Origin of the sequence: Streptomyces sp. PCS3-D2 (assembly GCF_000612545.2) — a bacterium.
In the GTDB taxonomy this organism is placed as follows: domain Bacteria; phylum Actinomycetota; class Actinomycetes; order Streptomycetales; family Streptomycetaceae; genus Streptomyces.
On the sequence record NZ_CP097800.1, the window covers coordinates 3,812,994 to 3,831,648 of the forward strand.

General features: G+C 71.5%; 17 protein-coding genes, 1 tRNA gene and 1 pseudogene. 5 read left to right on the forward strand and 14 right to left on the reverse strand.

Features of this window, described 5'->3' with window-relative positions; genetic code table 11:
- The first annotated feature begins 100 nt into the window (after nucleotides 1–100).
- Nucleotides 101–1,549, forward strand: coding sequence for a helix-turn-helix domain-containing protein (locus tag AW27_RS16615; RefSeq protein ID WP_052030351.1), 1,449 nt, complete (start codon nucleotides 101–103; stop codon nucleotides 1,547–1,549).
- A 72-nt stretch (nucleotides 1,550–1,621) separates the two neighbouring features.
- Here AW27_RS16615 and AW27_RS16620 read toward each other — a convergent pair whose 3' ends face one another.
- From AW27_RS16620 to AW27_RS16675, 12 genes are read right to left on the reverse strand one after another with little or no spacing between them, the layout of a single operon-like run.
- Nucleotides 1,622–2,680: an MmcQ/YjbR family DNA-binding protein gene (locus AW27_RS16620; RefSeq protein WP_037921339.1), complete on the reverse strand. Its 1,059-nt coding sequence runs from the start codon at nucleotides 2,678–2,680 to the stop codon at nucleotides 1,622–1,624.
- Nucleotides 2,681–2,693: 13 nt separating this feature from the next.
- A complete protein-coding gene (locus AW27_RS16625; protein ID WP_037920474.1) occupies nucleotides 2,694–3,836 on the reverse strand; it encodes an NAD(P)/FAD-dependent oxidoreductase in 1,143 nt (380 codons plus the stop codon).
- Nucleotides 3,837–3,873: 37 nt separating this feature from the next.
- Nucleotides 3,874–5,136, reverse strand: coding sequence for an ATP-grasp domain-containing protein (locus AW27_RS16630; protein WP_037920472.1), 1,263 nt, complete (start codon nucleotides 5,134–5,136; stop codon nucleotides 3,874–3,876).
- Between the two features lie 5 nt (nucleotides 5,137–5,141).
- Nucleotides 5,142–5,645, reverse strand: coding sequence for a YbaK/EbsC family protein (locus tag AW27_RS16635; RefSeq protein ID WP_037920470.1), 504 nt, complete (start codon nucleotides 5,643–5,645; stop codon nucleotides 5,142–5,144).
- A complete protein-coding gene (locus AW27_RS16640; RefSeq protein ID WP_037920468.1) occupies nucleotides 5,645–7,441 on the reverse strand; it encodes an ABC transporter substrate-binding protein in 1,797 nt (598 codons plus the stop codon). The genes AW27_RS16635 and AW27_RS16640 overlap by 1 nt, the downstream gene beginning before the upstream one ends.
- The gene (locus AW27_RS16645) at nucleotides 7,438–7,773 is read right to left on the reverse strand and encodes an avidin-fold protein (RefSeq protein WP_037920467.1); all 336 of its coding nucleotides are present in this window, start codon (nucleotides 7,771–7,773) and stop codon (nucleotides 7,438–7,440) included. Before AW27_RS16645 ends, AW27_RS16640 begins: the two co-directional genes overlap by 4 nt.
- Nucleotides 7,770–8,594, reverse strand: coding sequence for a dimethylargininase (ddaH, locus tag AW27_RS16650; protein ID WP_037920466.1), 825 nt, complete (start codon nucleotides 8,592–8,594; stop codon nucleotides 7,770–7,772). The genes AW27_RS16645 and ddaH (AW27_RS16650) overlap by 4 nt, the downstream gene beginning before the upstream one ends.
- Complete coding sequence (locus AW27_RS16655; RefSeq protein WP_037920463.1) at nucleotides 8,587–9,840, reverse strand: ATP-grasp domain-containing protein; 1,254 nt, start codon at nucleotides 9,838–9,840, stop codon at nucleotides 8,587–8,589. Before AW27_RS16655 ends, ddaH (AW27_RS16650) begins: the two co-directional genes overlap by 8 nt.
- A gap of 14 nt (nucleotides 9,841–9,854) precedes the next feature.
- A complete protein-coding gene (locus AW27_RS16660) occupies nucleotides 9,855–11,186 on the reverse strand; it encodes an MFS transporter (protein ID WP_037920460.1) in 1,332 nt (443 codons plus the stop codon).
- A 17-nt stretch (nucleotides 11,187–11,203) separates the two neighbouring features.
- The gene (locus tag AW27_RS16665; RefSeq protein ID WP_037920458.1) at nucleotides 11,204–12,823 is read right to left on the reverse strand and encodes a class I tRNA ligase family protein; all 1,620 of its coding nucleotides are present in this window, start codon (nucleotides 12,821–12,823) and stop codon (nucleotides 11,204–11,206) included.
- Nucleotides 12,820–13,188, reverse strand: coding sequence for a cupin domain-containing protein (locus AW27_RS16670; RefSeq protein WP_037920456.1), 369 nt, complete (start codon nucleotides 13,186–13,188; stop codon nucleotides 12,820–12,822). The genes AW27_RS16665 and AW27_RS16670 overlap by 4 nt, the downstream gene beginning before the upstream one ends.
- A gap of 52 nt (nucleotides 13,189–13,240) precedes the next feature.
- Nucleotides 13,241–14,554, reverse strand: coding sequence for a lysine N(6)-hydroxylase/L-ornithine N(5)-oxygenase family protein (locus AW27_RS16675; protein ID WP_037920453.1), 1,314 nt, complete (start codon nucleotides 14,552–14,554; stop codon nucleotides 13,241–13,243).
- A gap of 336 nt (nucleotides 14,555–14,890) precedes the next feature.
- Between AW27_RS16675 and ddaH (AW27_RS16680) the strand changes: the two genes are divergently transcribed.
- Nucleotides 14,891–15,757, forward strand: coding sequence for a dimethylargininase (gene ddaH / locus AW27_RS16680; protein ID WP_037920448.1), 867 nt, complete (start codon nucleotides 14,891–14,893; stop codon nucleotides 15,755–15,757).
- 87 nt (nucleotides 15,758–15,844) lie between these two features.
- Here the strand turns inward: ddaH (AW27_RS16680) and AW27_RS16685 are convergent.
- Nucleotides 15,845–15,991: pseudogene (locus AW27_RS16685) on the reverse strand (transcriptional regulator); the annotation flags it as partial.
- A 49-nt stretch (nucleotides 15,992–16,040) separates the two neighbouring features.
- Between AW27_RS16685 and AW27_RS16690 the strand changes: the two are divergent.
- A complete protein-coding gene (locus tag AW27_RS16690) occupies nucleotides 16,041–16,190 on the forward strand; it encodes a hypothetical protein (RefSeq protein WP_157840210.1) in 150 nt (49 codons plus the stop codon).
- 194 nt (nucleotides 16,191–16,384) lie between these two features.
- Here AW27_RS16690 and AW27_RS16695 read toward each other — a convergent pair.
- A tRNA-Ala gene (locus AW27_RS16695) sits at nucleotides 16,385–16,457 on the reverse strand.
- A gap of 162 nt (nucleotides 16,458–16,619) precedes the next feature.
- Here AW27_RS16695 and AW27_RS16700 point away from each other — a divergent pair.
- On the forward strand, nucleotides 16,620–17,168 hold the full coding sequence (locus tag AW27_RS16700) for a helix-turn-helix domain-containing protein (protein WP_031156000.1): 549 nt from the start codon (nucleotides 16,620–16,622) through the stop codon (nucleotides 17,166–17,168).
- A gap of 61 nt (nucleotides 17,169–17,229) precedes the next feature.
- A complete protein-coding gene (locus AW27_RS16705; RefSeq protein ID WP_037920446.1) occupies nucleotides 17,230–18,576 on the forward strand; it encodes a serine/threonine-protein kinase in 1,347 nt (448 codons plus the stop codon).
- Nucleotides 18,577–18,655 lie beyond the last annotated feature (79 nt).

Here is an 18,655-nt window from a genome sequence, read left to right on the forward strand (position 1 = left end):
GGCGGTAAGCATCCGGTAGCAGATCAGGAAGCACGGCACGGACAGTTCACGGGCCGGCCTCGACGGGCCGCGGACAGAGCGAGTGCCAAAGGAGACGGGTGTGGGAAGACTGGAGCGACCGCTGGCCCCCGATGCCGGACCGGTCACCGCGTTCGCCCGGGAGTTGCGCAGTCTGCGTGCCGCGGCGGGCAGCCCCGGCTACCGCGACATGGCCATGCGGGCCCGGTTCTCCGCGTCGGTGCTCTCCGACGCGGCCGCCGGATACCGGCTCCCCACCCTCCAGGTGGCCCTCGCCTTCGCCGAGGCCTGCGGCGGTGACCGCGCCACCTGGGAACGCCGGTGGCACGAGGCGGCCCGCCCCGTGCCCGAGGACGGCAACCCCCGCCCCGCGGCCAAGGCCGTACAGCAGCACCAGGAGAACGAACTGCGCGCCGCCGACGTACGAGCCGTACTGCCCCCGCCGGCCCAGCTGCCGATGGAGCCCCGCGCCCTGGTGGGACGCGTCGAGCTGATCCAGCAGGCCAGGTCGCTGACCGCGCCCGCGCACGGCGGCCAGCCGGCCGCGGTCCCCCTGCTGATCAGCGGTCAGGTCGGTGCGGGCAAGTCCGCCTTCGCCCTGCGGCTGGCCCACGAACTGGCGACGGCCCTGCCCGACGGACAGCTCTACGCGAACCTCGACCCCGCCGCGGACGGCCGCAAGGACGCCGCGGGTATCGCGGGCGGTTTCCTCGAAGCGCTCGGTATCCCGGCCGACCGGATCCCGAACGACCCCGGGCAGAGAATGGGCTTGTACCGGTCTGTGCTCGACCGCCGCAGGATCCTCGTGCTGCTCGACAACGTGCAGCACGAACGCCAGGTGCGCGAGCTCCTGACCGCCGCGCCCGAGAGCCGCGTCGTGATCACCAGCCGCTCCCGGCTGCTCGGCCTCGACGGGGTGTGCCGGCTGCGGATGCCCGTCCTGGACCGCGACGAGTCCATGCACCTGCTCGCCCAGTCGCTGGGCGCGGACCGGGTCGGCACCGATCCGCGCTCCTGCCTGCGGCTGGCCGAGGCCTGCGGAGACCTGCCGCTGGCCCTGAACCTGGCCGCGCGGCGGCTCGCGGCCCGTCCGGAGTGGATGCTCCAGGACGCGGTGTCCGACCTGGTCGGCGAGGGGCCCGGGGAACCGGGCCGGTTCCTGGGCCGGCTGCAGGTGGGCGACGACGCCCTCGTCACCCGCCTGGACAGCGCCTACCGCCAGCTGACCCCGTGGGCCCGCCTGGTGCTGAGGCAGTTCGCCGGGTCGGACGGACCGCCCTCGGTGGACAACGTCGTGTACGAGTCCGCGGACGCGCTCGCCGTCCTGGTGGAGCGCTCCGCGCAGCCGGTCGAGGACCTCCTCGAACGCCTCCTGGACGCGGGCCTGCTGGACCACTCCGACGTGCCCGGGGAGTACGGGCTCACGCCCATGGCCCGGGCCTTCGCGCTGACCCAGCCGGACCCGACGGACGAGTCCCCGGCCGGGGCGCCGCGGTCGGCGGCGCAGGTGCCCGCACGGGCGGCGCGGTAGGCCGGCGCCCGCGGTCCGCGCCGCAGGCCGCGCCGCGGACCTGGCCGCCCGGTCCGCGGGACCGCGCCGTTCTCAGCCGGCGGCTCCCGCCGGGGGCGGCGTCCGCGCCCCGTGGGTGATCGTCACGTACAGGTACTCGTCGAGGATCTTGGCCAGGGACACGTGCGGCCTGCCCAGATCGGCGCAGACGGAAGCCTCGGGCAACCCTCCGGCCTCGGCGAGCACTGCGCGCGCCCAGGCACCGCCGGTCCGCAGATGGCGGGCGAAGGCGTCGCCGTCCCGGGCGCCGTGGAGTCGCTCCGCGATGGCCGCGTCCCAGGGCATGACCGAGGCGGGGCGCAGCGCGTACAGCGCCTTGGAGGCGGCGGTCGGGCCGAGGCTGCGGCGGCCGACCGGTACGGCCGCCAGCTCCGCGTAGGCCTTCGCGAGCCGGGAGATCTCGCGGGGGCCGAGCGCCGCCAGCGGCGCGTCCGGCACCCCCCGGTGGCGCTCCCACCAGGCCGCGAGTCCCGCCCCGAAGGCGTCGGGCTCGCCCTCGCGCGGGTAACGGATGCGGCATCCCCAGGAGTTGAGCCAGCGGTGCAGGGCGGTGCGGTGCGCGGCGGCGGAGACGTCGAGGGCGCCGGTCTCCTCGCGCAGTGCCAGCCAGCTGCGGTCCACGCCGGCGAATCCGTTGAACACCTCCGCCGCGGCATGCAGCCGGGCCAGCGTGGGCGGTGACGGGACCGGGGCCGGGCCCGCCGGGTCCCCCGCCGCGGTCCCCGCCGGGGGTCGGTCGAGGTGTTCGCGGGCCACCCTCGCCGGCACCACCATCCGCCAGGCCTCGGTGACCAGTTCCGTCAGCTCCTCGCGGTCCAGGGCGGCGAGGTGGGCCTGCGCCCAGTGGAAGCGCAGATCCGACTCCCGGGGCAGGAAGAACTTCGCGGGTTCGGCGGCGACGAGCGCCGCCCGCTCCTCCTTGGGGAAGGCGAAGCCCAGTTCGCTCTCGTCCCGGGAGAGCGCGAGATAGACGATCCTGCCGATCCGGAACTTCACCCGGTCCCGGACGAGATGCTCCTGGGTGCGCGGCAGGGCGAGCGCCAGCCGACGCACGTCGTCCACCGTGACCGCGGCCCGCTCCGTCGGTGTCACGCCGGCCCCCCGCTCACAGGCCCGCGAGCTGCGGGGCGTGGACGTCCAGCGGCCCGTCGAGCGCGCCGACACCGATCGGTGCGGGGCTGCGGCCGCCCAGCCGGTCGGCGAGCGACCTTGCGATGAGCGGCGCGAACTTGAAGGACGTCCCGCCGCAGGCCGCGTACGCGTATCCCGCGCCGCCGAGGGCGACGACCAACGGGCCGCCGGTGGGCGCGAACGCCGAGTAGTAGGCGTCCTTGGCGGTGGCGACCCAGGCCGGCCCGAAGCCGGGGAGGACGTCCCCGAACTCCTTCTCCAGCTTGCGCTGCCAGTACGGGTCGGTGGCGTAGTCGGTGATCGCGTCCACCGCCCGGCAGGCGGTGGCCGAGGTGAGCTTGAGGGCCGTGCCCGCCACCGGGGGGATCAGCCAGGCTCCGCCCCTCGTACCGAGGGCGGGCACGGCCGGGGTGGCGGCCCAGGCGGCCGCCTGCCGCCGCGGCACCCTGCAATACAGGAGGGACTGCCGGTAGAGCGTGAGCTGTTCGGACATGCCCGCCGGCAGCAGGTCCCGCGACCAGGGGCCGACCGCCATGAGGACCGCGTCGCCGTGCAGCACCTGCCCGTCCACCAGCCGTACGGTGCCGCTGTCGGCGTCGACGGCGGTCACGGGCCGGTGTTCGATCAGCTCGATGCCGCGCTGCCACTTCAGCCAGCCGACGCATGCCGCGAGGACCCGTTCGGCCAGCAGGACGCCCGCCTCGGTCTCCAGCACCCCGCCGAGGCCGCCGTCCAGGTGCAGGTTCGGGTAGCGGTCGGCGAGGCCGGCCGAGGTCAGCTCCGTCGCCCTCCCCCCGGCCCTGACGATCATGGCTGCCCCGTCCGCGGCCGCCGCCGGCGGCACGACGGTGAGTGCACCGACCTGCTCGTAGAAGCGCGTCACGAGGAGCTCTTCCAGCTCGATCCACCGCCGGTGTGCCCGCAGGGCGGCGCCGGTGGTCTGCGGGTCCGCGGGATGCAGGGCCCGCAGGATCCGGTGCTGGTCGAAAGAGGTGGCCCGGCTGTGCGGGATGGGCCCCTGGTCGACGATCGTGACCCGGTGTCCGTCGAGCACGCACTCGACCGCCGTCAGCAGCGCGATCACGCCCGCGCCCACTACCGTTACCCTCGCCGACATCACCCTCCTCCTTTCTTGGTGTCCGGTTCCCGACGCGTCAGCTGTCGAGGACGATGGTGGTCAGCGCCTCGGCCTTGGCGAGGGACTCCTCGCAGCTCAGGAAGTCGTCGCCGGCGCAGATCAGGTTGGCGTAGCGGCTGAGGTAGCCGTCCGGCGGCAGCAGCAGCTCCGTGCCGGCGGGCACCATCACGTTGGCCTCCAGCAGCCCCGGCACGTCCGTGACGGCGGGTGCGTCGATCGACCGGACCGTGCCGTTCCGTGGCGGGTAGAGGAAGCGGATGCCGACCGTGCGGGACAGCGTCGGCTCCCGTTCCGGCAGGGTGCCCGAGGCGATCTCCGCGGCCAGTTCGCCCGGCTCGACGCCGGTGGCCAGGCTGCCCAGGTAGGGGATCAGGTCGCCGCCGAGGCGGGCGTTCACTTCGATGATCACCGGACCTCGGGTGGTGAGCTTCACCTCCGTGTGTGTGATCCCGTAGCCGATGCCCAGCTCCCGGTGTGCGGCCCGCAGCACGCGCAGCAGCTCCTGGTCGGCGAGCAGCGGGTCGGTGGCGCTGACGGTGTGCCCGGTCTCCTCGAAGTAGGGCGCGAGGCCGACTTCTTTGCGGGCGAGGAAGAGCGGGCTCCAGACGCCGTCGAAGACCGTGCCGTCGATGCTGATCTCGGGGCCCATGACGCACTCCTCGACCAGCACCCCGCCCTCGTAGTCGCTGTTCCCGCCGCGGCTGGCGGCGTCCGCGACCTCGAAGGCGGCACGGACCCCCTCGGGGCCGTCGACCTTGATGACGCCGATGCTGGCGCCCATGCCGCGGGGCTTCAGGACGACCGGGTAGCCGAAGGCGTCGGCCGTCGCGAGCGCCTCGTCCGCTCCCGTCACGTAGGCGAAGTGCGGCTGGGGCAGCCCGGCGGCGGTCAGCAGCTGCCGGGTGTTGTGCTTGTTGCGGCAGTTGTCCGCCCCCTGGAAGGTCAGTCCGGGCAGGCCGAGCCGCTCGGCTATGAGGGCCGTGGTCACGACGAGCGTCTCGTCGTAGCTGAACACGCCGACCACGCGGTGCTCGGCGGCGACCGCTTCGGCAGCCTTGATCAGGCCTTCCGTGTCGGGCACGAGGCGTTGCGGGTCGAGCAGCTCCACGGTGGTGGAGCCCAGTACGTGGTCGCGCTGCCAGGTCGGTTCGGCCGCGTCCAGGATCCAGATCGGGCGCCGGCGGGCCGCGCCCGCGAGCAGGTACTCGCGGTAGGCGCGCTGTCCGCTGCCGACCAGGATCACCACGCCGTCATCGGTCGTGTGGGCGTCATCGGTCATGTCCGTCACCTCGCGGAGTTGGTCAGGACCCGGTCCCCGGCCGTCGCGATCGCGGCCAGCACGGGCTTGGCGATGGCGAGGTAGTCGGAGGTGGACAGGGCCACGGAGCGGTCCAGGCGGGCCGCGTTGAAGTAGATCTCTTCGGTGAGTGCCAGGCCCTCGTCCACGACGAGGTGGAGGTCGGGGTGGAAACTGAGCGGCATCACGGTGCCGCAGACGCTGCCGGCCAGCCGTTCGGCGATCTCCGGGGTGGCGAAGGCGGTGCGGCCTCCGCCGAACAGCGCGGCGACCGCGGCCAGGTCGACCTGGCGGTCTCCGGGGACCACCGCGAGCACGTACTTGCCGACCCGCTTGGTGATGCTGACGCGGACGATGATGCACTTGGCGGCCTGCTCCAGCGGGTGCCCGCGCAGCACGCTGGCGAGGTCCGTGCGGCCCTCGGCCGGGTGGTCGATCAGGCGGTAGCGGGCCTGGTGCAGGTCGAGCAGGTCGAGCAGCGTCCGGTACATCAGTGGGCCTCCGCCTCTTCCGCGGCCGTGCCGGCGTAGTGCCAGTCCTCGGGGTTGATCAGTCCGAAGGGGTTGATCGGGGCGACGCCCTGGAGGCCCTTGGCGACCTCCAGCAGGCGGAAGGGGAAGTTGGGCATCCAGATCACCGGAACCTGCTGTGCGATGTAGTCCTGGTAGGCGTACAGGTCCTCCAGGTCGTCGCTGACCACGGTCCGGGCGATCAGCTCGTCCGCCTTCGGGTCGCTGTAGCTGCCGAAGTTGACGGAGGATCCGCTGGAGTAGAGCGCCTCACCGGTGGGGTAGAAGCCCGGGCCGTAGCCCCAGCCGCCGTTCCAGTCGCTGAACTCCCACAGGCACGGGCTGTCGGGACCGGGGGTGCAGGTGGTGTCCTCCAGGACCAGGACGCTCGCCTCGACCTCGGTCAGCACGATCTCGATGCCGGCCCGTGCGGCGTCGGCGGCGAACTTTCGCATGACCTCGGTGAGGGTCTCGTGCCCCGCGGCGTAGCGCATCGAGAACCGCAGCGGAGTGCCGGCCGGGATGCCTTCGCCCGCCTCACCGGGGCCGGTGCCCTCACGGACGCAGACGCCCGGCGTGGAGCTGATGTCCCACCCGTTCCCGGTCAGGAAGGTCCGGGCCGCCTCGACGTCGAAGGGGTACGGGTCGTCGTGCGCGGCGGGGGAGAGCAGTGGGCTGTCGGGCAGCGCCGGGATGGGCCCGGTGGTCGGGTAGCCGTAGCCCTTGTAGACGTCGCGGATGGCGCCCCGGGAGTCGAGGCAGGACTGCAGTGCCTGGCGGAAGTAGAGCTGCTTGAAGATTTTTCCGGCAACGGTGGGGTTGTTGAAGTTGATCGGGAAGTAATGGATTTTGTAGGTGAGCTGGGGGACGAGGTCGTAGTGCTCGCCGAGCGGGTTCGGCCCGCCGGCCAGCAGGTCCTCGGCCGGCTCCGTGACCTCGTCGAAGGGCAGGAATCCGACCTGTACGCCGTCGACCGCCTCGGGTCCGCGGCGCAGCATCTCGTACTGCTCGGTGTCCGAGCCGGTGGGAATCAGCCGGAACTCGTCCAGGTAGGGCTTGTTGGGGCCGCTGTAGCTCTCGTTGGGCGTCAGGACCGCTTCGCCCGACACCCCGTCGATGGTGTAACGCGTCAGCTTCCAGGGGCCGTTGACCACACCCCAGACGGGGCTGGTGTCCCAGCTCTTGCGCTCGTCGTTGCAGGCCCTCAGGTAGGCGTAGACCGCCGAGGCCTGGGACGGGTCGTGGGTGGCGTCGGCCGGCCGGTCGTCGCCGGTGCGGTCCCACGCCCTGGGCAGCGGGGTGATGGTGCTGAACTGGTTCATCAGGACCCAGTTGTGCGAGTAGGCGCGGTCGAAGGTGAAGCTCACCTTGTCCTCGGCGACCTTCTCGTAGCCGGTCAGGTTGTCCGGGAAGAAGCCCGGCGTGTATCCGCCGAAGCTGTCCTTCTCAGCCTCCAGCAGGTGCATCCACAGCATCACGTTGTCGGCGTTGACGGTCTCGCCGTTCGACCACCGGTAGGGCTTGACGGTGATGGTCGCCGTGCGGCCGTCCTCGCTCCACACCGGGGGCTCGGCGAGGCTGCGCTCGTAGTCGACCGTCGGCTGGCCGCCGGAGCCGTACCAGTAGAGCGGGCGGTACATCAGTGTCTGGAACTCGTGCAGGTTGGCCACCCCGTAGTACTCGCCGGGGGTGAAGGGGAAGATGAAGACCGGGCTGAATCCGCTGGTGCAGGCCCAGGTCACGCTCCCCCCGCGGAGCGGGGTCGTGGGCGGGGTCATGTCCGTACTTCCTCCAATGCGGATTCACCGCTGTCCGAGTGGGCCCCGTAGCGCTCCCAGCGCTCGTTGAGCCGGATCCGTCCGTCGTCGAGGAACTCGGGGGTGCTCCAGCACCTGCCCGCGATCACTTCACCGCTCGCGAGGACCATCGTGTAGGCGAATTCGAGGTTGCCGTCGGGCTCCACGCGCCCGTTGAGCGAACCGCGGCGGACGGGCCCCCCGTCGAAGTCGGCCCAGAGCAGGTCCCCTTCCTGGCGGTAGTGGCCGACGGGGGCGTCCTCGTCCTTCGGGTATCCGGTGTTGCGGAAACTCCTGCCGTCGTAGTCGATCACGTGGCCCGTATCTCCTGACTGCAGCACTTGACCGCGCCGCCGGCCTTCAGCAGTTCCGACATGTCCACGCCGTGGGGCTCGAATCCGCGGGCCCTCAGCTCATCGATCAGGCCGGTCGCGGTCTCCGTCAGGACCACGTTCAGTCCGTCGCTCACCGCGTTGAGGCCGAAGGCCTCGGCATCCTCCCGGGTCGCGAGGATCGCGTCCGGGTACAGCTCCCGCAGCACGGCCCGGCTCTCGTCGGAGAAGGCGGCGGGGTAGTACATCACCAGGTCGTCGTCGAGGACGCACAGCGCGGTGTCCAGGTGGTAGAAGCGGGGGTCGGTCAGGGCCAGGCCGACCACGGGCAGGCCGAAGAACGCGCGGAGCTCCTCGAACGCGCCGGGGTCGCTGCGGAATCCCGCGCCGGCCAGGATCCGCCGGCCGGCCGGGGCGAAGTCGCCCTCGCCCTCGTTGACGCGGTCCGGGACCTTGATGTCGGTGTAGCCGTGTTCCTCGAACCAGGCCCGGTAGGCGTCGGCCTCGGCCGCCCGTTCCTGGTGGCGGAACTTCGCGATCAGGACCTTCCCGTCGACCACGGTGGCGCCGTTGGCCGAGAACACCATGTCCGGCAGGCCGGGCACCGGGTCGATGTACGAGACCTCGTGGCCCAGGCCGAGGAACAGGTCCCGGACCCGCTCCCACTGGGCCAGAGCCAGAGCCGCGTCCATCGGCTTGTCCGGGTTCATCCACGGGTTGATCGCGTAGCTCACCTCGAAGTGGGTGGGCCGGCACATCAGGTAGTGGCGCCTGGTGGCGGTGCGCCGGACGGTCTCAGCCATGCTCGGGCCTCATCTCGGTACGGATGCGGCCGGCCGCGACGTGTGCGGCGGTCAGCGCCTCGGTCAAGGAGGTGCCGGTGGCCCCGATGAAGCCGAGGATGTTGTTGCCCGCGGGCGGCCGCTTGATGACGCTGCCCGGGGTGGCGGTGATCTTGAGGAAGAACAGCGCCGGGTCCTCGGCCACCTCGCTCGGCACGTCGATCGACTCGACCGTGCCGGCGCCGCTGATCAGGCACATCGCGGCGGTGTGCACCTCGGTCGGCGCGTAGTGGGAGACGTCGGGCCGGATGCCGCGGGCCACGTCCGACACGCATTGGATGGGGTCGTGGCCGGCGCTGATGCGGGCCATGTGGTCGAGCCCGCCGCCTCCGGGGCGGATCGCGATCTCCAGGATGAAGGGCCTGCCCTGGTGGAAGCGCACCTCGGCGTGGAGCACCGACCGGCGCAGTCCCTGCGCGTGGGCCGCGTCCCGGACCACCTCGTGGACGGCGGCGACCTGCTCCGGGGTCAGCGAACTCGGCGCGTGGTGGACGTCGTCGTCGAAGGTTCCGCTCTCGACGGTGATCCGGTCCACGATGGAGCCGAGGTACACCTCCTCGTCCCAGGCCAGCGCCTCGATGAGGTGCTCGTGCCCGTCGAGGTAGCCCTCGACGATGATCCCGTGCGGACCGAGGTCCAGGCCGTCGGCCTCCATCAGCGCCCAGGTCATGGTCTCGATGCCCGAGGTGGCGTCCGCGAAGCGGGCGCGCATCTCCTCGGGGTCGTCGACCTTGAAGACGAAGTTGCTGGCGGCGCCGAGGGTCGGCTTGAGGATCAGCGGGTAGCCGAGCTCCTCGCCGGCGGCCAGGGCCGCCTCGACGTCGGGGGCGTAGCGGAACCCGGGGTGCGCCGCGCTGCCGCGCTCGTGCGCCTGGCGCATGAGCAGCTTGTTGCGGCTGGTGCGGGCGGCCTCGAAGCCGATGCTCGGCAGTCCGAGCGCCTCGGCGACGACCGCCACCGTGACGACCCCGGACTCGGAGAAGGTCAGGACCCCCTCGAAGTCCTCCTCCGCGTGCCAGGCCTTGGCGGCCGTGACGATGTCCTCGATGTGCTTGGATCCGGCGATCCGGTAGCGGTCCGCGTCCCAGAAGTCCTCGGTTCCGATGCCGTTCAGTACGAAGACCCGGGCGCCGCGTTCCTCGATCTGCTGGTAGCGGGAGACGTAGTAGGTGGCGTTCTGGCTGGCCTCGATGGCGAGCAGCTTCATGTCCGGTCCTCCTCTCAGACCCTGGCCGGGACGGACTCGCGGGCCTCGGCCCCGGCCGTGACGGGCTCGGCGGCCTCGGCGGCCGCGACGGGCTCGGACTCTTCGGCGGCCTCGGCGGCCTTGGCGGCGGCCTCGGCGGCGGCGACCTCACGGTCGTGCTTGCGCAGCGACAGGATGGTGAGCGAGGCGATGACGACGACCAGGACGGAGAGGGCGTAGAAGCCGTTCTTGACGTTGGTGGAGTCGACGAGCAGGGAGATCAGGACGACGGCGGCGGTGCCGGCCGCGAGGCCGAAGGCGTTGGTGGCGCCGAAGACGAAGCCCGTCTTCTCCTCGGGGGCCGCGCTCATGAGGGCGGTGCGGGCGGAGATGCGCGCCACGCAGAAGGCGATGGCGGCGAAGGGGATGACGGCCATCATCGCGTAGAGGTGCAGGGACTCCAGCGACAGCAGCACCGCGAAGGCGAGGTAGCCGATCAGGGCCGTCTTCAGCACGGTGGCCCTGGAGCTGATCTTCTTGAAGGCCCAGGCCGCGAAGAGCGCACCGATGCCGAACAGGGCGTCGACGATGCCGAGGTAGCCGGCGTTGGACTTGAAGCCGTCGATGACCAGGACCAGCATGATGCTGTTGCCGACGATGATGACGATGTTGCCGATGATGTAGAGCAGCGCCAGACGGGCCAGCGGCGGGCGGGTGGCGGAGGCGGCGACCGTCGCGACGGCGGCCTTGGCGGCGGCCTCGGTGGCACGGGTGGCCTCGCCCGCCGGACGGCGGCCGATGAAGAACAGCAGGGCGGCCGAGACCAGGAAGGTGATCGCGTTGAAGTAGAAGAGCGACGTGGTGCCGACCCAGACGATCACCCAGCCGCCGAGGGCCGCGGAAGCGAGCGTGCCGGCCTGGATGGCGATCTCGGAGTTGCCGTTGAACTGGGCGAGCCGGGACTCCGGGATGCGCTCCTTGATCAGCGCGTTGCTGGCCGGGAAGAAGAGGGCCGCGGAGATCGACAGGATGAAGCTGGCGACGTAGCTGACCGTCGAGGGGTTCCCGCCGAGGGCCAGCCAGACGGGCAGGCCGATCGCGGCGGCCGCGCTGGCCAGGTCCGAGATCATCGCCAGGGTGCGGCGGTCGAAGCGGTCGGCGAGCTTGCCGAAGAACAGGGACAGCGCCACCTGCGGAATGGTGACGGCGATCATCAGCCAGCTCACCGCGAGCATGGTGTTGGCTTCGGTGAACACCAGGTAGGAAGCGGCGGTGAGCTGGATGCCGTTGCCCAGGTTGGTGATGAACGTCGCGGGGATGAGCAGTCGTTCTGCCCGATTGGGTCGGGGCGGGGCGATCGTGGACACGGGTGCTCCTCGGGAGGTCAGGCTCGGACGTCGACCGGCACGGGCAGGGGCTCGAAGGCCCCCACGACGGTGGACAGGAGGGGGAGTCGCAGGGGCGCGACGGTGGTGGCCGCGGTCGTGCCGGCCGGGAGGGTCAGATCGGCGCCGGCCTGCTCGGCACGGGCCGCCAGGTCGACGAGCAGCGGGGCGGCGCACGCGATGAGGGTCCGGACGGCCAGCACCAGGTCGCCCAGGTCGGTGGGTACGTCCACCGCGACGCGGTCGGCCTGCTTCAGCAGCCGGTCCAGGTGGACGACCAGGAGGTCGGCGGCCCGGTGGAGGCTGAAGCTCTCCAGCTCGTAGTGGGAACGGAAGCGCTCGACGACGATGGCGGCGTGCTCGGCGCCGGTCTCGGACAGCGGCAGCAGCGCGTCGGCCGGTGTTCCGGCCAGCAATTCCTCCAGGCGGCCCGCGAGCCGGTTCCACGGCTCGACCAGGCGGTCGGCCGACAGCTGTTCCAGCGCCTCGCGGCTGAAGTTCGTGCGGGAGTGCTCCGGAGCGGTCAGCGCCAGGTAGAAGCGGACCAGGTCCCGCGGTACCTCGGCCACCAGGTCGGCGGCCCACACCACGTGGCCCTTGCTCGTGGAGAACTTCTGGTTCTCCAGCTCGTAGAACTCGTTGGAGATGATCGCGTGCGGCTCGACGTACCGGTCGCCGTGCGCCATCAGCAGCGCGAGGTGCGTCATCCCCCAGAAGTAGACGTTGTCGAATCCGAGGAAGTAGACGAGCTCGATGCCGTGCTCGGCGAGCCAGTGCTCGTCGTAGCGGTCGGCGTGCTCACCGAGCTGCTCGGCGGCCCACCAGGTGCAGTACATCGAGGCGGCCATGCCCTCGGCCCAGGCGTTGAGGACCTGGTCCGGGGTCTCGGTGAAGGGGGCCGGGATGCCCCAGCCGGTCGGGTAGGTGATCGGGAAGTCCGGCAGGGGCCGGTCCAGGGCCTCCCGGATGAGCTGCGCGGTGTGCGGGCGCAGCATGTCGCGGTGGCGGACGTAGTAGTCGGCGAGCCGGTCGCGGTACTCCTCCATCGGCAGCACCAGGATCTGCGCCTCGCGGTGCGTGACGACGGCGTCCGGGTCGACGGTGGAGCGCGGGCGCAGCAGCTCGTCGAAGTTGTTGGGATGGCCGCAGGACTCGCAGAGTCCGCCGCGGCTCTCCACCAGGCAGACCGGGCAGTCGCCGGCGACGAGGCCCTCCATGAGGTACTCGCCCGTCGCCTCGACGTAGGGCAGCCGCACCGTCTTCAGCCGGAACGCACCGTCGGTGTGGAGGTCGGTGACGAAGTCGACGACGGTCTGTCGGTAGCCCTTGTCGAAGGGCGCGAAGCCGTCCACGGAGATGCCGGCCGCCTCCAGGGTGGCGCGGATCTGCGTCGCCGAGCGCAGCGCCAGCTCCTCCGGGGTCAGACCGGCGCGCGCGGCGCTGGAGACCACGTAGGTCTGGCTGTCGTCGGTGCCGCTGGTGAAGACCACCGGACGGCCGGACGCGCGCAGGTAGCGCGCGTACACATCGCCGGCGATGTACGGGCCCGCCAGGTGCCCGGTGTGCAGGTCCCCGTTGGGGGTCGGTGGGGGCGCGATGATGACCGTACGGGGTGTCATGCCGGGGCTCCTTCGTGGCGTGCTGCGAACCGCTGTGTCATGTCGAGGTCCCACCAGACCGAATACATCTCGAAGTCCGCGTCCGACTCGTTGATCACCCGGTGTGCGGTGCCGGGGGTGAAGTGGACGATGTCCCCCTTCACGAAGGGCTTGCGGACGCCCTCCGACTCCAGGACGGCGGAGCCGGCGACGGCGATGAAGATCTCGTACTCGTGGTGGGCGTGGGCCGTCGAGGCGGTTCCGGGGCGGATCACGCACCAGGAGCCTTCGAAGGGGGCGTTGAGTTCGGGCCAGGGCAGCAGGCGCTGGGCGTCCAGACCGTTCTCGTGCGTCAGTGCTTCGCGGTCGAGTTGCTTGGTGAGCATGTGGTTCGGTCTCTCCTCGTCATGCGGTGTGGCTCGTGGGGGCGTGCGGTGCTCAGACCGCGCCGGCGAGGGCGAGCTCCCGCGCCTCGGCCGTGAACTCCGCCGACCGGGAACGGCGGTGGGCGAGGATGTCCTGGGTGATCTCGGCGGAGCGTCCCGCGAGCACGCTGAGCAGCGAGTCGGCGATGCCGTGGGTGGCCTCGTTGACGCCCTGCAGGTAGACGGCGGCGGTCGCCGGGCGGCCGAGGTCGAGCCGGTAGTTGCGGCTGACGTTGATCTCGTCGAGCCCGATCGCCGCGGCGAGGGCCTTGACCGCCCACGGCATCGCGCGGACGAAGCCGGTGCCCAGCAGCACCAGGTCGGTGCGCATCTCCCGCTCGGTGCCCGACTTGCGGTCGACGAGGGTCAGGACGACCTCCTCGCCGTCCATCCGCGCGGCGGCCACGTCGGTCATCGGCTGCATGCCCAGGCGCTCCTCGCCGCTGCGGCGGTCCTGGTAGAACTGCCGGTAGAGGCCGTCGAGGGTGGCCGGGGCCAGGCCGCCGTAGTTGGAGCGGTACATCTCGGCGAGCAGTTGCTGACGGGCCTCGGGCGAGGACTCGTAGAACTCGTCGATGAAGGACGAGTAGTACAGCTCGTTGGTGAACTTGCTGCTCTCGTACCCGTTCAGGCCGATGGAGCGCATGATCATCGTGGGCTTGCACTCGGGCAGGTCCCGCAGGGCGGCGCCGAACAGCTCGGCCGCGCTCTGCGCACCGCCGACGACGGCGACCCGGTGCGGCAGGTCCTTGCGCACCTCGCCGATCCGCTGGCTGTACTGCGTGCTGTGGATGACCCGGTCGGCCGGCAGGCCGGCGAACACCTCGGGGACGTGGGCGTCGCGGCCCGCGCCGATGACCAGGTAGCGGCAGCCGATGGTGTCGCCGTCGGCCAGCGTCACCACCCAGCCGGAAACCTCTCCGTCCGTTCCGGTGACCGGCTCGACGGACGTGCATTCACGGCCGTATTCGACCTTCACCGTGTCGAGTTCGTCCGCCACCCATTGCAGGTACTCGGATATCTCACTGCGATAGGGCACGAAGCTGGCGAGATTGACGAAGGCGTCCAGGCGCTCCTGCGCGTGGAGGAAGTTGACGAAGGAGAAACGACTGGTCGGATTGCGCAGGGTGACCAGGTCCTTGAGGAAGGAGACCTGGCTGAGGGCATCGGGCAGGAGCATGCCGCGCTGCCACACGATGTCGCGCTCGCGCTCGATGAGCAGGGTGTCGCCGGCCAGCTCGGGAGCGAGCTCCTCGACGGCGATCGCCAGCGCCAGGTTCGCCGGACCTGCACCGACTGCGAGCAGTTCGACGTTGCGATGCGCCATGGAAGTACCTCCAGATGGAACAGGTGGACAGGTTGGTACGGTCAGGCAGGAGGCCTCGGGCCGTTGTGCGGCTCCGTTCCCCGCCTTGCGAAACCGGTTGATGACCTCATTCCACGGCGCCGTGCGATTGCCCGGAACACATCACGGGCACGGACAATCAACTCGGGTGCGGACCTGGTGAGGGGCGTTGATTGGCCGGTGTCCTCCGAGCCTTCCGGTCAATGCGGAGGCGTCTTTCCATGGGACGGAGCGATCAGCCGCTTCAGACGTATCCGGCCGGCCGACCATCCCTCGGCCGCCGGGCTTCCATCACCACCCCATGAGAAGGAGCCCTCCGTGCCGCTCACCGAGGCCATCACCCCCGCCGGCGCCCCGCACCTTTCCGGGTCCACCGCCCGTGTCGCCACGCGCCGCCGCCTGCTGATGTGCCGGCCCCGGCACTACGACGTCACGTACTCGATCAACCCGTGGATGAACCCGCAGCACGCCACGGACAACGCGCTGGCCGTGAGCCAGTGGGAGGGCCTGCGCGACCTGTACCTCGAACTCGGCCACATGGTGGAGGAGATAGAGCCGCTGGAGGGCATGCCCGACATGGTGTTCGCGGCCAACGGCGCCACCGTCGTGGACGGCAAGGTCTACGGCGCCCGCTTCCGCCACGCGGAGCGCACGGCGGAGGGTCCGGCGTACCTGCGGTGGCTGGAGGGCCGCGGCTACACGGACACGCTGTGGCCGGAGTACGTCAACGAGGGCGAGGGCGACATCCTCACCGTCGGCCGGCGCCTGCTCGCCGGTACGGGCTTCCGCACCGACCCGCGCTCGCACGCGGAGGCCCAGGAGTTCTTCGGGCTGCCCGTCACCTCGCTGACCCTGGTCAACCCGGACTACTACCACCTCGACACGGCGCTGTCCGTGCTGTCGGACGACGAGGTGATGTACTACCCGGCGGCCTTCTCCCAGGGCAGCCAGGCCGTGCTGCGCGCGATGTTCCCCGACGCGATCCTGGCCTCCGCCGAGGACGCGGCCGTCTTCGGCCTCAACGCCTTCTCCGACGGCCGCAACGTGCTCCTTCCCGCCGCGGCCACCGGCCTGCACGCGAAGCTGAGGGCGCGGGGCTTCGAGCCGATCGGCGTCGAGCTGTCCGAACTCCTCAAGGCCGGCGGCAGCGTGAAGTGCTGCACCCTGGAACTGCGCGACCGCTGATCCCCGCACGGCACGGCGAAGACCCCTTCCGGCCCCCCTCCCACGGGCCGGAAGGGGTCTCTCGTCGTACGGGGCCCCGCGCGCCGGTCAGAGGTTGGCGCGGATCAGCGCCAGCAGGCCGGGAAAGCGCTCCTCCAGGTCCTCCCGGCGCAGGGTGGCGGCCCGGCTGTTGCCGCGGTCCACCTGCCGCACCAGTCCGGCCTCGCGCAGGATCCGGAAGTGGCGGGTGATCGTCTCGACCGTCTTCGACGGCCCCGCCCGGGCCACCGAGATGTCCGGCGCCGTGGACACCGAGGCGTTCGGCCACTTCCTGGCCCAGTCCTACGACTCCGCCTTCCACACCGTGCTCTGGGGCCTCGCCGTGGTCTGCGTCGCCCTCTGCGCCGTGGTCGCCGCCCTGCTGCGCGGCGGATCCGCCGAGCGCACGGCCTGACGGCCGGCCCGGCGGGCCCGTGAGCCCGCGGCCGAAACGACCCGGCCAAACCGTCGCCGCCCCCGTCGACTTGGGGACGGGCGCCCTGCACACACCCCCAGGCACATAGATGTACATGCCACACAGATAGTCGCCCCGAGGGCGCGCAAAATGCCCCCCGACCTGTGTTTCCGCAGGTCGGGGGGCATGTGGTGTGGAGCCTAGGAGATTCGAACTCCTGACATCTGCCTTGCAAAGGCAGCGCTCTACCAACTGAGCTAAGGCCCCGTGGAACTGGACGCACCTGTCCCGTGCGAGGGATGCGGTCGTTCCGCAGAACAGAGTACCGGGTTTACCCCCTCATCTCGCAAAATGATAGGGACTCCCGCCTCACGACCACTCTCCGTAAGATGCTCGCGAGGTTCGCACCAGCGAAGGGGAGTAGTAAGAGTGGACGCAGTACAGCAAGAGGCCACGGCCAGAGCCAGAGAGCTCCAGCGCAGCTGGTACGGAGAGCCGCTGGGAGCGCTCTTCCGCAGGCTCATAGACGACCTCGGCCTGAACCAGGCCCGCCTGGCTGCCGTACTCGGCCTGTCGGCGCCCATGCTCTCCCAGCTGATGAGCGGCCAGCGCGCCAAGATCGGCAACCCCGCGGTGGTCCAGCGCGTCCAGGCCCTCCAGGATCTGGCCGGACAGGTGGCCGACGGCAGCGTCAGCGCCGCCGAGGCGGCCGACCGCATGGACGAGATCAAGAAGACCCAGGGGGGATCCGTCCTCAGCAGCAGCGGCCAGACCACCACCGGGTCCGGCGCGCCCACCGTCAAGCGCGTGGTCCGCGAGATCCAGTCGCTGCTGCGCTCGGTCTCCGCGGCCGGCGACATCATCGACGCGGCCAACAGCCTCGCCCCCAGCCACCCGGAACTGGCAGAGTTCCTCCGGGTGTACGGAGCCGGCCGCACCGCGGACGCGGTCGCGCACTACGAGGCACACCAGAACTGACGCGCACGGGGGCGGACGACAGGTGACGGGGGACAAGGCGTGACGGGGGACGGGCGCAGCGATGGGTGAGGTCTTCGCCGGCCGGTACGAGCTGATCGATCCGATCGGGCGCGGCGGCGCGGGTGCCGTGTGGCGGGCCTGGGACCACCGCCGTCGCCGGTACGTCGCGGCGAAGGTGCTCCTGCAGAGCGACGCCCACACGCTCCTGCGGTTCGTACGGGAGCAGGCGCTGCGGATCGACCACCCGCACGTACTGGCACCGGCCAGCTGGGCGGCCGACGACGACAAGGTCCTCTTCACCATGGACCTGGTCGGCGGCGGCTCCCTCGGCCATGTGATCGGGGACTACGGTCCCCTCCCGCCCCGCTTCGTGTGCACGCTGCTCGACCAGCTCCTGTCGGGCCTGGCGGCGGTGCACGCGGAAGGCGTCGTGCACCGGGACATCAAACCGGCCAACATCCTGATGGAGGCGACCGGCAGCGGGCGGCCGCACCTGCGGCTGTCCGACTTCGGCATCTCCATGCGCAAGGGCGAGCCCCGGCTGACCGAGACCGACTACGTGGTCGGCACGCCGGGCTATTTCGCGCCCGAGCAACTCATGGGCGCCGAGCCCGACTTCGCCGCGGACCTCTTCGCCGTCGGGCTGGTCGCGCTGTACCTCCTCAAGGGCAGCAAGCCCGACTCCCAGGCCCTGGTGGACCACTTCCGCGCGCACGGGACCCCGGACGCCCCGCAGGGCGTCCCCGGCCCGCTCTGGGAGGTCGTCGCGAACCTCCTGCAACCCGACCCCCAGAACCGCTTCCGGACGGCCACAGGGGCGCGCAAGGCCCTTGCCGGGGCCGTTGAACTCCTGCCCGCGCCCGCCCCCGGCGAGGAACCGGTGGAGGTGTTCGACCAACTCGGTCCGCTCCCACCCGGATTCGGCCCCGACGGCCCGACGGGCACGGCCCGCTCGGAGCCCGCTTCCGCTCCGTCCGCTCCGTCCACGGCCTCCGCGCCGTCCGCTTCCGGAGCGGCTTCCGCCGCTTCCGGCGCGGGCCCTCAGCCGCCCACCGCGGCGCCGGGCGGCTCGGCCGCCACCTGGGCGGCGGAGCCCACCCGTACCGACCCCCGCGGCGCTTCCGCCACGGCGCACCCGGTCCCTCGGCAGGCCGCCGCCCCGGTGCCTCCGCCCGCATACGGGCCGCCCGCCTACGGTCCTTCGGAGACGGGCAGCTTCCACCTGCCCCCGCCGACCGCGCCGGGGACCTCGGGCGCGCCCACCACGGTGGCCCCGGCCTCCCCGGCCGGCGCGCCGGCCGGCAGGCGCGGTGGTATCGCCCCGCCTCCGCCGAAGGCGGTGGCGTCGCTGCTCGCCGCGGCGCTGGTGTGCTTCGCGGTCGGCGTCTGGGCCCTCACGCAGATGTAGTCCCTGCCCGCCGGGCGCCTCCGGGGACGGCGCGCGCCCCCGCCCCTACGGCCCCGCACGGACCCCACTGCACCGGACG